Below are 13,197 nucleotides of genomic sequence, written 5' to 3' on the forward strand. Positions count from 1 at the left end.
CGGTCCGTCACACATGGCAGGGGTGGCAGGAGTCGAACCTGCGGCATCCGGTTTTGGAGACCGGCGCTCTGGCCTCTGAGCTACACCCCTTCGGCTCCGTCAGCCTCGCACACTCCGTCCGCCGGCCTCCACCGATATTCCTCACCGCACCTTCTCCGGGCCCCAAACGGATCCGGCTTGACCCTCACGTTGCGTGAGGCTGAAAGGTGGGGTGCATGAGCGACTACTACGACGCGTTCGAGATGAGCCCCGTGCCCACCCCCGGCCCGGATGCGGTTCCGCCGGAGCCGTTCCACGGCATCTACGGAATGCCGGCGTTCGTCACGATCCCCACGAAGGATCTGGCGGCGTCGGTGGACTTCTGGACCCGTGGACTCGGGTTCTTCGAGCTGTTCGGCATCCCCGGCAGGCTCGTGCATCTGCGCCGCTGGGCGTTCCAGGACGTACTTCTCGTCCAGGGGGCCGGCGTTCCGGAGCAGGCACCGGCGATGAGCTTCAGCTTCTCGGGCGTGCTCAGCCAGGTCGATTCCCTTGCCGAGGCTTGCCGTGCGTTGCGCCCGGACTCGGTCGACGGCCCTCGTGACACTCCCTGGAACACCCGCGACGTGGAGGTGATAACTCCCGAGAACGCACGGATCGTCTTCACCGCGGCGAAGCCCTTCGATCCGGCCAGTCAGGAGGCCCGGAACCTCGAAGCCATCGGGATCACCCCACCGGGCGCCCGTCGCGACGATAATGAGGCGCATGCCTGAAGACACTGACGCCGATGGCCTGACCGTCGGGCAGGTCTCGACGCGCCTGCGCGTGACGGTCCGCGCACTGCACCACTGGGATGAGATCGGTCTGGCACGACCGTCGCTGCGCACGACCGGCGGCTACCGGCTCTACACCGCCGGTGATCTGGAACGCCTGCACCGCATCGTCGTCTACCGGGAGATCGGTCTCGGCCTGGACCGGATCCGGGCCGTCCTGGACGACTCGACCGCGGACGTGCCCGGCGCACTGCGCGCGCAGCGCACCCAGGTCGCTGAACGGATCGACCGCCTTCAGCAACTCAGCGCCGGGCTGGACCGGATGATCGAAGCCCACGAGCGCGGCCTGCTGCTGTCCGTCGAGCAGCAGGCCGCGATCTTCGGCCCCCAGTGGAACCCCGACTGGCCCGCCGAAGCCCGTCAGCGCTACGGGGACACCACGCAATGGCGGCAGTACGCCGAACGCTCGGCCGCTCGCGGTCCGGAGGAATGGCAGGCCATCGCCGACGCCAATACCGCCCTCGACCGCGCCCTCGGGGAGGCGATGGACGCCGGCGTGACACCGGGTGACCCGGAAGCGAATCAACTCGTCGAGCGGCACCGCGAAGTCTTTGCCTCGTACTTTCCCCTCACCAGGCAGATGCAGGTCTGTCTCGGCCGCACGTACGAGGCCGATCCGGCATTCGCCGCCCACTACGACGGCATCCGTGCCGGCCTCGCCGCGTGGTTCCGTCGCCTCATCGATGCGAGCGCGCGTGCCCACGGCATCGATCCCGACACCGCGACCTGGGAGTAGGGCGCGGTGCGGCTGAGTCCTCGACCCGGCCCGTGAACGGTTGTGAGAGATCACCTTGCCGGCGCGGGCCGGGTGCCGTGTCGAGTGAACGCCCACAGGACGAGCCCGAGGCAGCTGAACGTGGCACCCAGTGCGCAGACGGCGCCCCAACCGGCCGCTGTGTAGAGGGAGGTCGCGGCGATGGCGCCGGTGGCGCTGCCGATCGAGTAGAAGACCATGTATCCACCGATCAGCCGGCTGCCCGCGTCCGGGTGCAGGGCGTAGATCAGGGCCTGGTTGGTGACATGGACCGCCTGGACGGCGAGGTCGAGAAGGATCACGCCGAGGACCAGGGCCCAGAGCGAGCTGCGGGTGAAGGCCAACGGCAGCCACGAGGCGGCGAGCAGCGCCAGGGCGATGCCGGTGGTGCGCCCGGAGAGTCCGCGGTCGTTCAGGCGGCCCGCCACGGTCGCGGCCAGGGCACCGGCGACGCCGATCAGTCCCAGCGCCCCGATCGCGCTGTGAGACAGGAAGTACGGGGACTCACTGAGCGGCAACGCGACGCTGCTCCACAGGGTGCTGAAGGCGGCGAAGATCAGCAGACCGAACAGGGCCCGGAGCCGCAGCAGTCGTTCCCGTGCGAACAGGGTGATCGTGGACCGCAGGAGCTGCCCGTGGCGCAGGGTCGTCGGCGGAGTGTCCCTGTGGCGTGGCAGCACTCGGTACAGGACCAGGGCGAGCAGAGCGGTGAGTGACGCCGAGGCGAGGTAGACGGAGCGCCAGCCCGCGAGATCGGCGATGAGGCCGGATGCGGTGCGGGCGAGCAGGATGCCGACGACCACGCCGCTGGTGACCATACCGACGACCCGTCCGCGCCCGGCGGGAGGCGCCAGTGATGCCGCGAAGGCCACCAGCGTTTGTGTGACGACCGCGAGCAGCCCCGTCGCGGCCATGCCCGCGAGCAGGATCGCCGCGGTGTGGGCGGCGGCCACCACGGTCAGCGCCACCACCAGGAGCAGTAACTGAGCCACGACGAGCCGTCTGCGGTCGACCACGTCGCCCAGCGGCACGAGGAAGAACAGCCCCAGCCCGTACCCGACATGCGTGAGGGTGACCACGCTGCCGACAAGTGCCGGGCTCATGGCGAGGTCGTGGCCCATGGTCACCAGGAGCGGCTGGGAGAAGTAGACGTTGGCCACCGCGGCCCCGCAGGCGACCGCGAACAGGATGACGACGCCACGGGACAGGACGAACGCGGAACCTCCCCCGCCACGGGCCTCGGTCCGTCGTGTCACCGCCTGATCGTTGCCGGGCATCAGCGACCCTCCCCAAATCTGGTTTCATCTTGCTACCGACGGCGACGGTAACCTCCCTGGTAGCATGTTGCAACCAACTTGAGGGTGAGGGACGCCATGGTGACCAGGACGCGCTTCGACGACAGCGAATGTCCCGTCGCCCGGTCGGTGGACGCGATCGGCGACTGGTGGTCCCTGCTGATCGTGCGGGACGCCTTCGACGGAAGCCGGCGCTTCGGCGAGTTCCAACGCAGCCTCGGCGTGGCGAAGAACATCCTCACCGCACGTCTGCGCACCCTGGTCGCCGGCGGTGTCCTGGAATCCGTCCCCGCCTCGGACGGCAGCGCCTACCGCGAGTACGTACTGACCCCGAAGGGCAAGGCGCTCTTCCCCGTCATCGTGGCACTGCGGCAGTGGGGCGAACAGAACTGCTTCGCCCCCGACGAAGCACACTCACAGTTGGTCGACCGCCGACAGGGACACCGCCTCCGCGCCCTGGAAGTGCTGTCCGCGGACGGGCGACCGCTGGACCCCGACGACACCACCGTCCACAAGATCTCCACCCGGTGACCTGAGCCGGGGACCCGGTGACCTGAGCCGGGGGCCCGGTGCCGACACGCCGCTCGAAGACTCCGTCACACGCGGCTGTGACTGCGCATCGCAGTCGGCGAGTTGAGCGCTGCGGTCGACGCGCAAGCCGCTCTCCGAAGCCGCACACCACCACCCTGCGTGCGCTGGCCCCTGGCCGCCGGACGGGTGGCGGCCCACACCGTCTCCTGGCGCCAGGGCGGCCGGGCCACCAGGCACGATCCCGATGCCGATCTCACATCGGCCCGTCGAGAGCGCGTGGTGGTTTCGTGGGAACCGGTAGGTATGTCCTGTCGTCTAGCACGTGGGTGAACCCAGGCAAAGCCCTCTGTGGGTGCAGGTGCGCAATCGCGCGACGATCACAGAGGACACTGGCCAGACGTTGAGTGAAGTCCGGACCTTGAAGCGTGTGGGCGCTTGAAGCGCTACAGGTGTACGGCGCGAAAATTCTGAGGAGCCATCAGTGGCGGGCGAGTCCCCCGACATGTCGGAGCAGCGGAGCGGCCTGCGGCCGGTTTCGGACGCGGGTACCGGTGCCGGTCGCCCTGCAGCCAGGGCCGGTACGGGTGTTGCCGGCGACAGGGACAGTGGTTCCGACGCCGTCGCCGCTGACGGCGGTCGGGGCGAGGGGCGACCAGCCGGTACCGCGGCCGGAGACGGTGCGACCGGCTCCGCCGGTTCGGGAACCGGGCGTTCCGGGGCGGCCCGACAGAGTGCGGACGGCGGCCGTCCGGATCCAAGGCTGGCTGTGCGTGACGGCGCGGCCGGTGCCGCCGGCAAGGCCGGCGAGGCGCCTGCGTCCGCGTCGGCGAAGGCCGGTGACGGCGAGGACGCCAAGACGTCGACGGAAACCGACGGAACCGATAACGACGAGGACACCCAGGCGTCGACGGAAACCGACGGAACCGATAACGACGAGCGCACCGCCCAGGCATCGACGGAAACCGACGAAGCCGATAACGACGAGGCTGGTCAGTCGACCGGGCCCGGGAAGCCCGGCGCCACCGGTAGCGGCAAGGCCGACCAGGACACTGCTGCCTCCGGCGCCTCGAAGGCCGGCGCCGCCGATGGCGCCGGTGCAGCCGAGGCGGGTGCGGCGTCCGGCGCGGCAGGCGACGGCAAGGCCGATCAGGCTCCCGGGAAGCCCGGCGCCACCGGTGGTGGCAAGGCTGACCAGGCGACCGCGGTGTTCGGTGCTGTGAAGTCCGGCATCGCCGAAGGCGGTAAGGCCGAGCAGGCCACCGACAAGCCCGGCGCCGCCAGTAGCGGTAAGGCCCCCGAGGGCGAGGCCAAGTCCGGGCCCGAGGCTGCCTCCTGGGGGGCCGGTGCAGACGGTGACGACAAGCCCAAGAAGGACTCCCGGCTCAAGACCGCAGTCGCCGAGGCCGAGGCCGACAGCGACGGCGACAGCGACAGCGATGACCAGGCGGGCTCGGTCGATCAGGCCACCCAGCTGCTGGCGGCCCCCAAGCCGGCGGCGGCCGGCTCCGCCGACCAGCCCACCGGGCTGCTCAAGGCTCCCGCCAACCCGGACTCCGAGTCCGAGCGCACCAGCCAGTTCATCCCGCTGAAGAAGGACGACGCCCCGGCGCCGAAGCCGCTCAAGGCCCCCAAGCCGGAGGCCAAGCCCGAGGCGAGACCGCCGGCTCCTTCGAAGCCGGCGGCAGCTCCTCCGGCCGACTCTCCGGCGGAGCCTCAGGTTCCGCTTGACCTGCTCGCCCAGCTGACGAACACTCCGCCCCCGCCGGAGACTTTGGTGCGCACGGTGGTGCGCCGGGTGAAGATCTGGACGCCGCTGGTGGTACTCCTCGGCATCATCTTCGTGGTCGTGCAGACGATGCGCCCGCTGCCTGACCCGAAACTGGCGATCGTCGGCAAGTCGTCCTCCGTCTTCGAGGGCGACACGCCGTCGCTGTCCTGGCCCCCTGAGGGCCAGGCGATCGTGGACGTCGACGGCCTCGGCCGGGTCGGCTCCTACGGTGAGATGAAGCCGCTGCCCATCGGCAGTGTGGCCAAGGTGATGACGACGTACCTCATCCTGCGTGACCACCCGCTGAAGAAGGGTGAGGACAAGCCCCTGATCGACGTCGACCAGAAGGCCGAGGACGACTTCGTCAACGGTGTCAGGGTGAAGGAGTCGGTCGTCGAGGTCCACAAGGGTCAGAAGATGTCCGAGAAGGAGGCCCTCCAGGCCGTCATGCTGCCGTCCGCGAACAACGTCGCGCGGCTGCTGGCCCGCTGGGATGCGAGCACTGAGGCGGCGTTCATCAAGAAGATGAACGACACCGCCAAGGAGCTCGGCATGACGAACACCACCTACACCGACGCGAGCGGCCTCCTGGAGAGCACCGTCAGTACGGCCGAGGACCAGGTGAAGCTGGGCAAGAAGGCGATGCAGGACCCGATCTTCCGGGAGATCTCCAAGGCGACCGAGTACCACTCCACGACCGCCTCCGGGAAGGGCAGCGGCCTCGCGTACCAGAAGACGCAACGCAACTTCAACAAGCTTGTCCCCATGTACGGCGTCGTCGGTATCAAGACCGGTTCCACGACCAAGGCCGGCGGCAACCTGCTCTTCGCCGCGGAGAAGAAGGTCGGCAGCTCCACGCAGCTGATCATCGGCGCGGTCTTCGGGCAGCACAAGACCCCGATCATCGACACCGCCACCGCCTACAGCAAGCAGCTCATCCTGGCCGTGGGCAAGGCGCTGACCACCAGCGCCGTCGTGAAGAAGGGCGCGGTCGTCGGCCACGTCGACGACGGCCTGGGCGGTACGACCCCGCTCGTGGCGACCAAGGATCTGACGGCGGTCGGCTGGCCCGGTCTCAAGGTCGACCTGAAGCTCACCGCCGGGGGCAAGGCTCTCCCGCACACGGCGAAGGCCGGTACGCAGGTCGGTGAGCTGACCGCGGGTGGCGGCATGGGTGAGGTGAAGGTGCCCGTGGTGCTGCAGAAGGACCTCGCCGAGCCGTCGTTCGGCGCGAAGCTGACACGAGTCTCCTGACGGGTGGACATGGGCCGGGCCCCGGTACGCGCTGGCGCGTACCGGGGCCCGGTCGTGTTGCGGGGGCTCAGCTGCAGCGGCTCTGGACCCGCGTCACCGAAGGCGAGCCCGACTTCGCGCCCTGCCCGCCGCACCTCGCCCCGGCCCCGAACGACGCGCCGTCTGGCCCCGGGAGGAGATCGACAGACGCTGAGCCTGGGCGTGCTGGGCAAGGTCAGGACCGCGCGGTCCGGAACGCCAGATACCGGCTGAAGGCTTCGTTGCTGTCGGGGGTGAAGCGCCAGCCGAGCAGCGCCGACCGCAGCTCCGGCTCGGTCAGCCAGCCATGCCAGGCGACCTCATCGGGATCGGGGACCACGGTGTCCGGCACCACGGCTTCGTGCACGCCGAGCCAGTGAGGGCTCAAGCCGCTGCGGTTGATGAACGTGAACAGCAGGCGCGGCAGCGCGCGAATGCCCAGCTCTTCGGTCAGCTCCCGCGCGGCGGCCTGTTCATAGGACTCGCCGACATTTGCGGCGCCACCGACCTCGACCTCATAGCGCCCGGGGAAGCGCGATACCCGCTCCGACCGTCGGTGGACGAGGATCCGTCCACGCTCATCACGACACACCGTCACGGCGACTCGGTGCAGCCAACCCTCCCGGATGGCCTGCTGGCGGCTGACCACCCTCCCCAGCACACGATCTTGATCGTCGACACGCTCCACCAGTTCATCCACGACGCACACCCTGGCAGAGCCCACTGACAACGCCGCTTCTCCGAGCCCGCAGAGGCCGACTCACGAGAACCGGAACCAGGAGGCCGGACACGGGTCCGGAAGCCGGCACCCGTGGCGGCGCTCAGTAGTCGAGTTCCACGTATTCGATGTCGGTGAACTCGACCTGAAGGCCGTCCGCGCGGCGGCCCCGGTCCTTGAAGTAGATCTCCTGCAGCCCCTCCGCCGCGATGTCCCGCAGCTGCTGCTCGGTGGCTCCGGCGGTCTCGGCGTCGAAGAGCCGGGCCGCGTAACGGGGCGGCAGGGCTTGCGTGATGCGGCGGATGCGGCCGTCGTCGGTGGTGCCCGGCGCGGCCGTGAAGCCGAAGCGGGCGCGGGTCTCGATGACGATGCCGCCGGTGGTCGCCGCCCGCTTCCTGGCCCGCTCCCGCACCCGGGGCTGCCAGCGCCTGCGCACCTCGCGCTCCATACGGGCGGCCAGCTCCGGGCGGGGCCGCTTGATCTGCGCCTTGACGTAGCGCTCGACCGTACGCTGGGAGACGCCCAGCAGCTCGGCCACCGCCCGGGTGGAGCCCTTCGCCGTCCTGACCAGGAACCGCATCTGCGCCGGCGCGGTGCGGGGGGCGGGGCGCGTGACGGTGTGTTCCGCGGCCTTGTCGAGGCTGTCCTGGATGATGCCCATCGCGGTGCCTACTCTCCGTCAGCCACGGCGTCGGTGCCCTTGATGTGCCGGGCGGGGTTGAGCTGCTCATCCTCGATCATCGAGGCGAGCCACAGGAAGTCCTGGGTTCCCTCGTGCTTGACCATCCCCGGGTTGACGCCGAGCCGGAACCCGCCGGGCAGCGGCTTGCCCTCGGGGGTGTACGGCAGGAAATCGAGCGGCGACGGGCCGCGGGAGACGTACACGGCGCAGTCCGACAGGACGGCGACGGGGTACCGCCCCACGGACGCGAGCTTGGTCATCTTGCGGTGCATGTTGGTGCGGGCCTTGCCGATGAGCTCCGCCCTGATGTGCGGGCTCCAGGTGGGCCGCTGCAGCGCCGGCCAGCCCTCGCCGTACGTGTGCCGGGCGCTCTGCGGTCGTTCGCGCAGCTTGCCGATCCCGCCCTTGACCGTGGACTTGACGGCCGACAGGACCGCGGCCCGGCCCGGGTCGGCGTCCTTGTGGTGCGCCATGGCGGCGAGGAACTCCTCGTCGCTCATGCCGGTGGTGACGCCGAGGTCGGCCATCGTCTCCAGGTAGGCGTCGCGCAGCCGCGCGTACCAGGGATCGAGGTAGGCGCCGTGCTCGTGACGGACGTACGCCTCGACCGGCCGCACCCGGGCACCGAGTTCCAGCGCGTACGCGACGGTCGAGGTGGAGTACCAGCCCGGCCCTTCGGGACGGTCGCCCCGCGGCGTGAAGGGGCTGGGCAGACGCGGGTCCAGGTCGAGGTGGGAGAGGTCGACCAGCCAGGAGCCGGGCAGCTTGGGGTCGAAGGCCGGGGCCCGCACGTGGGTGGCCGGTCCGAGGCCGACGTTGAGGCGGTTGGCGGCCGCGGCGAAGGCCATGTTGACGTCGATGCCGACGGCGTGGGTGTAGCCCTGGGTGCACTCCTCGTCGGTCAGCGGCCGGAACCAGTCGTACGCCTCCTCGTCGAGGGCCTGCTCCGGGGTGCGCTCGTGGAACCGCGGGTAGCGTGCGGCGACGACCGGGTGTTCCATCGGCGCCTCCGGCGGCGCCGGGTCCACCGGCTCGGTCAGCGAACCGGGCAGCGGCCCCGAGACCCATGAGCCGGTGGCCTCGTCCCGGACGGCCCGGGTCGGCGGCCGCAGCGCGGACATCAGCTCCAGACCGCACACGGCGGTCGAACCGCGGGGCGTGAGGACCCGGGTCGCGTAGGTGCCCAGTACGGCGGCGACGTCGGCCGGCGGCAGCTGCCCGGTGTCGCCCCACGACCGGGCGTCGAGCGCGCCCCACGGCAGCACGGCGAGCTGAACGCACCGGCGCCGGCCGCCGTCGGCGGGTCGGTAGATCCGTGCCCACGGGCCGAAGCCGCGCCTGGTCAGCTTCCAGTCCGCCTTCGTCAGCTGCTTGACCGCCGGGTGGTCCTCCGGCAGCCCCAGACCCCGCCGGTCCTCCAACGTGGCGGGCAGTCCCAGGAGTTCGGCGGCCTCGGCGGTGAGCACGATCAGCGGGTCGGAGTCCTTGCCGCTCTTGTGCAGCCTCGGCGCACCGAGCTTCGCCTCTGCCAGCGTCCACTCCACCAGGGCGGGAAGCGTCGTGGCGGGACAGTCGAGAACCAGTCCGCCGACGCAGTACAGCGACCCGTCACCGTCCAGCACGCCCAACGGCCCGTTGCCGAACCGCGGATCCGCGTCGGCCGGTGCGGGAGCCGCCCGCTCGGGCTCGGCCTTCCCGGGCACCGCCCTCGTCCCCGCCGTGGCCCGCGCCGGCCGGCGGGCCGCCGGCGACGGCGCCACCGCGCGCCGGGGACGTGCCGGCGTGACGGGAGCGGCCACGCCCGCAGCCGGCTCGGCGCCCGAGGGCGGCGCGGGCGCGGCACTCGGCACGGGGTGGGCCGCGGAGGCGGGCGGCGGCGTCGGGGCCGCGGTGGGCTCGGGTACCGGATGGCGTGCGGCAAGCCCCTCCAGGAGCCGGATGTAGGCGGCGCGCTTGGGCGGCCGCGGCTCCTTCCGGGCGGCCTCCCAGTCGGCGACGGTCTCCCGCCGCACCCTGAGCGCCTTGGCGACCTGTGCCTGCGTCAGACTCCCCGCCTCACGGAGCCGCACCCGCTCCGCCGGTGGCGGCAACGTGCCGGCCGCCTCCTCCAACAGGGCGTCGACCGCCGCGAACAAGCCCTCCTGCGCCTCAGGCATGGCATACACCTCCTGCCCACAGACTAGCAGAAACACCCCTGAAGCGTACGTGAAACGTACGGCGGTGGGGTGGTCGGTCCCGCACGGGCGATCCCTGGTGAATCACGGGTCGGTCCGCGGGGCGGCCACCGGACGGCCCCGGGGGGGTGCCGACCGACGACACCCGGGGCTACGTCGGCCGGGCCGTGTCGCAGGCCCGGTCCGCCGGGCCGGTGTCGACGCCCTGCCGGACCGGCACGCGGACGGCCAGCGCGTCGACCACGTCCTCAAGTCGTTCCGTGCGCCGGTACACGGCGCGTTGCCGCGCCGCGCCCGTACCCTGTCGCTGCAGCCGTACCAGCCACCGCCGCACCGTCTCGAAATCGCCGGCCGCCCGCAGATGGCCCTGCACCCGCCTCATCAGGGCCGTGGTCAGGTGCCAGGCCGGCACGGCGCGGAGCGGGCCGGGTGACGCCAGGCTCAGTGCGTCGCCCGACATCCCGTCACGGGCCGCGCGCCACACCGCCGCACGCAGGACCGCGTCCTCCACCGGCGGGGCCGGCCTCCCCTTGCGCACCTCGACCAGTGCCGCGGCGACCAGCGCGCGGACCAGCAGCGCATAGGCCACGGCGTCCCCGGCGGCGGGGAGCACGTCGGCGATCCTGACCTCCACGGTGGGCACGTGCCGCGAGGGCCGGACGGACCAGTACAGCATGCCCGGATCCAGCGCCGCCCCGCTGTCCAGGAGCGCCGAGACGACCTGCTCGTAGTGGTCCACCGAGTGGAAGTACGGCGGCGGGGCGGCGGTCGGCCAACGGCCCCACAGCACCGACCGCCAGCTGGCGTGGCCGGTGTCGCGGCCGTTCCAGAAAGGGGAGTTGGCGGTCAGGGACAGCAGCAGCGGCGTCCACGGCCGCAGGTGGTTGACCACCTGCACGGCCTCCTCCGGATCCGGCACTCCTATGTGCACATGGCAGGCGTTGGCGCACTGCTGCTCCACGAGCATCCCGAACCGGGCGGCGATCGCGTGATCGCGCGGCTTGTCCAGGATCGGCGGTGGGCCCGTGGTTCCCAGCGGCGCCGTACCGCCGGCCACCAGCAGGCAGCCGGCTTCCCACGCGGCGCGCGCCGCACACCGGCGCAGCCGGGTGACCTCCGCGTACAGCTGCCGGGCGTCGGCGCACACCGCGCTGACGGTCTCCAGTTGGCACAGCGCCATCTCGCCCACGACCTGCCGGGGGTCCTCCGCCAGCCTTCCGGCCGCCCCCACCACGTCGTCCGCCACGAGCGCCACCTCACGCGTCGCGGCATCCGCGAGAACGAACTCCTCCTCCACCCCCAGGGTCAGTTCCGTTCGCCCCGCCCGGACCGCCGCACCCACCGCGTAGGGTTCCCGCACGCCGCCTCCAGTCTCCGCGCCACGCAGCACGACAAAGCGGCTCCCACAGTAGGGAAGACCAGGACGCGGGGGTGGACGCGAATGAGGCATTCATGAGTGCGCGCAGTACCGGGAATCATGGCCGCCCGGCGTACCCTGCACGGGACTGCCGGGGTGCTCGAAAGGCCGCCGTACGCGACGCGCCACCGCTTTCTCGCGGGGAATGTCCGGCCGCGGCGGACGAAAAAGAAAAAGGCAAAGAGTGCACCCACTCCTTGCCACTCTTAACTTATAGCGCACAGGGGGCCTTGCGGCAAGGCCCCGGTCATACCGCAGAATCGCCGGCCGAAGCCAGAATCTGCGGAAATGGACATTGCCATGATTGACGTGATCGTTGCCGGCGGCGGACCGACCGGCCTGATGCTGGCCTGCGAATTGCGGCTGCACGGCGTGCGGGTGCTCGTCCTGGAGAAGGAGACCGCGCCGACCGTGCAGGCCCGTGCGCGCGGCCTGCACGTACGCAGCATCGAGGTGATGGACCAGCGCGGTCTGGCGGACCGGTTCCTCGCGCTCGGTGAGCAGTTCAGGGTCGGCGGTTTCTTCGCCGGTCTCGGCAAGACGTGGCCGGAGCTGGACACCACGCATTCGTACGTCCTCGCCATTCCGCAGACGGTCACCGAGCGGCTGCTGACCGAGCACGCCACCGAGCTCGGCGTCGAGATCCGGCGCGGCTGCGAAGTGGTCGGGCTGAGCCAGGACGAGGACGGGGTGACCGTCACCACCGGCGGAGCGGAAGGCACACGGCTGCGCTCGCGCTACCTGGTCGGCTGCGACGGCGGCCGCAGCACGGTGCGCAAACTGCTCGGCGTCGGCTTTCCCGGTGAGCCCTCCACGGTCGAGACGCTGCTGGGCCAGATGGAGCTGACCGCGTCGCCGGAGGAGCTGGCGAGCGTGATGGCCGAGGTCCGCAAGACCCAGCACCGGTTCGGCGCCGCACCCGAGGGCGACGGACTGTACCGCGTCATCGTCCCCGCCGAAGGGGTGGCCGAGGACCGTACGGCCGCACCGACCCTTGAGGAGTTCAAGCAGCAGCTGCGGGCGTACGGCGGCACCGACTTCGGCGTGCACTCACCGCGCTGGCTCTCCCGCTTCGGCAACGCCACCCGGCTGGCCGAGCGTTACCGGGTCGGCCGGGTGCTGCTGGCCGGCGACGCGGCGCACATCCACCCGCCGACCGGTGGGCAGGGGCTCAACCTCGGCGTCCAGGACGCGTTCAACCTCGGCTGGAAGCTGGCCGCCGAGGTGGCCGGCTGGGCACCGGAGGGGCTCCTCGACAGCTACCACACCGAACGGCACCCGGTGGCCGCCGCCGTACTGGACAACACCCGCGCGCAGATGGAGCTGATCTCCGATGAGCCGGGCCCCCGGGCCGTGCGCCGGCTGATGTCGGAACTGGTGGACTTCGAGGAGGTGAACCGGTACCTGATCGAGAAGATCACCGCGATCGGCATCCGCTACGACTTCGGCGAGGGCCACGAACTGCTCGGCCGGCGAATGCGGGACGTGCAGCTGAAGGAGGGGCGCCTCTACGAGCGGATGCACGGCGGCCGCGGGCTGCTGCTCGACCGGACCGGCCGGCTTTCGGTGGCGGGCTGGGCGGACCGGATCGACCATGTCGTCGACGCCGGCGCGGAACTGGACGTTCCCGCCGTGCTGTTGCGGCCGGACGGCCATGTGGCGTGGGTGGGTGAGGATCAGCAGGATCTCCTCGGCCACCTGCCCACCTGGTTCGGCGCCGCCACCGGCTGAGCGCGCGGCCCGCACCCCGGACCCGCTGCCCGATGACCGCCAC

The 13,197-nt window shown here is 71.2% G+C and carries 10 protein-coding genes and 1 tRNA gene; 5 read left to right on the top strand and 6 right to left on the bottom strand.

The window, feature by feature from the left end; translation table 11 throughout:
• Nucleotides 1-14 precede the first annotated feature (14 nt).
• Nucleotides 15-90 (bottom strand) — tRNA-Trp (locus SL103_RS19660).
• A gap of 125 nt (nucleotides 91-215) precedes the next feature.
• Here SL103_RS19660 and SL103_RS19665 point away from each other — a divergent pair.
• Together SL103_RS19665 and SL103_RS19670 are read left to right on the top strand one after the other, a co-directional pair.
• Entirely contained in the window at nucleotides 216-752 is a 537-nt protein-coding gene (locus tag SL103_RS19665) for a VOC family protein (protein WP_069570284.1), read from the top strand.
• Complete coding sequence (locus SL103_RS19670) at nucleotides 745-1,548, top strand: MerR family transcriptional regulator (RefSeq protein WP_099055438.1); 804 nt, start codon at nucleotides 745-747, stop codon at nucleotides 1,546-1,548. Before SL103_RS19665 ends, SL103_RS19670 begins: the two co-directional genes overlap by 8 nt.
• Before the next feature lie 50 nt (nucleotides 1,549-1,598).
• On the opposite strand, the gene SL103_RS19675 is transcribed toward SL103_RS19670, so the two are convergent.
• Nucleotides 1,599-2,843 carry an MFS transporter gene (locus tag SL103_RS19675; protein WP_208869914.1) on the bottom strand — a complete coding sequence of 415 codons (1,245 nt, stop codon included), beginning with the start codon at nucleotides 2,841-2,843 and terminating at the stop codon, nucleotides 1,599-1,601.
• 96 nt (nucleotides 2,844-2,939) lie between these two features.
• Between SL103_RS19675 and SL103_RS19680 the strand changes: the two genes are divergently transcribed.
• Nucleotides 2,940-3,392 (top strand): winged helix-turn-helix transcriptional regulator, encoded by a 453-nt coding sequence (locus SL103_RS19680; protein WP_069570286.1) that lies wholly within the window; start codon nucleotides 2,940-2,942, stop codon nucleotides 3,390-3,392.
• Between the two features lie 766 nt (nucleotides 3,393-4,158).
• On the top strand, nucleotides 4,159-6,414 hold the full coding sequence (locus SL103_RS19685; RefSeq protein ID WP_244303976.1) for a D-alanyl-D-alanine carboxypeptidase: 2,256 nt from the start codon (nucleotides 4,159-4,161) through the stop codon (nucleotides 6,412-6,414).
• 214 nt (nucleotides 6,415-6,628) lie between these two features.
• On the opposite strand, the gene SL103_RS19690 is transcribed toward SL103_RS19685, so the two are convergent.
• The 4 genes from SL103_RS19690 to SL103_RS19705 all read right to left on the bottom strand — a co-directional run bounded on the left by SL103_RS19690 (nucleotide 6,629) and on the right by SL103_RS19705 (nucleotide 11,366).
• The gene (locus SL103_RS19690; RefSeq protein ID WP_432215362.1) at nucleotides 6,629-7,132 is read right to left on the bottom strand and encodes an NUDIX hydrolase; all 504 of its coding nucleotides are present in this window, start codon (nucleotides 7,130-7,132) and stop codon (nucleotides 6,629-6,631) included.
• Between the two features lie 121 nt (nucleotides 7,133-7,253).
• Nucleotides 7,254-7,811 (bottom strand): telomere-protecting terminal protein Tpg, encoded by a 558-nt coding sequence (gene tpg, locus SL103_RS19695; RefSeq protein WP_069570289.1) that lies wholly within the window; start codon nucleotides 7,809-7,811, stop codon nucleotides 7,254-7,256.
• An 8-nt stretch (nucleotides 7,812-7,819) separates the two neighbouring features.
• Entirely contained in the window at nucleotides 7,820-9,988 is a 2,169-nt protein-coding gene (gene tap / locus SL103_RS19700) for a telomere-associated protein Tap (RefSeq protein ID WP_069570290.1), read from the bottom strand.
• 169 nt (nucleotides 9,989-10,157) lie between these two features.
• Complete coding sequence (locus tag SL103_RS19705; protein WP_069570291.1) at nucleotides 10,158-11,366, bottom strand: carboxylate-amine ligase; 1,209 nt, start codon at nucleotides 11,364-11,366, stop codon at nucleotides 10,158-10,160.
• A gap of 357 nt (nucleotides 11,367-11,723) precedes the next feature.
• Between SL103_RS19705 and rox the strand changes: the two genes are divergently transcribed.
• On the top strand, nucleotides 11,724-13,154 hold the full coding sequence (rox, locus tag SL103_RS19710; protein ID WP_069570292.1) for a rifampin monooxygenase: 1,431 nt from the start codon (nucleotides 11,724-11,726) through the stop codon (nucleotides 13,152-13,154).
• Nucleotides 13,155-13,197 lie beyond the last annotated feature (43 nt).

This window comes from Streptomyces lydicus, from assembly GCF_001729485.1.
Taxonomy (GTDB): domain Bacteria; phylum Actinomycetota; class Actinomycetes; order Streptomycetales; family Streptomycetaceae; genus Streptomyces; species Streptomyces lydicus_D.

Excerpts from the sequence above, each read along its gene's own strand:
- rox (WP_069570292.1), top strand. The coding sequence starts at position 11,724 with ATGATTGACGTGATCGTTGCCGGCGGCGGACCGACCGGCCTGATGCTG.
- SL103_RS19670 (WP_099055438.1), top strand. The coding sequence starts at position 745 with ATGCCTGAAGACACTGACGCCGATGGCCTGACCGTCGGGCAGGTCTCG.
- SL103_RS19675 (WP_208869914.1), bottom strand. The coding sequence starts at position 2,843 with ATGCCCGGCAACGATCAGGCGGTGACACGACGGACCGAGGCCCGTGGC.
- tap (WP_069570290.1), bottom strand. The coding sequence starts at position 9,988 with ATGCCTGAGGCGCAGGAGGGCTTGTTCGCGGCGGTCGACGCCCTGTTG.
- SL103_RS19665 (WP_069570284.1), top strand. The coding sequence starts at position 216 with ATGAGCGACTACTACGACGCGTTCGAGATGAGCCCCGTGCCCACCCCC.
- tpg (WP_069570289.1), bottom strand. The coding sequence starts at position 7,811 with ATGGGCATCATCCAGGACAGCCTCGACAAGGCCGCGGAACACACCGTC.
- SL103_RS19680 (WP_069570286.1), top strand. The coding sequence starts at position 2,940 with ATGGTGACCAGGACGCGCTTCGACGACAGCGAATGTCCCGTCGCCCGG.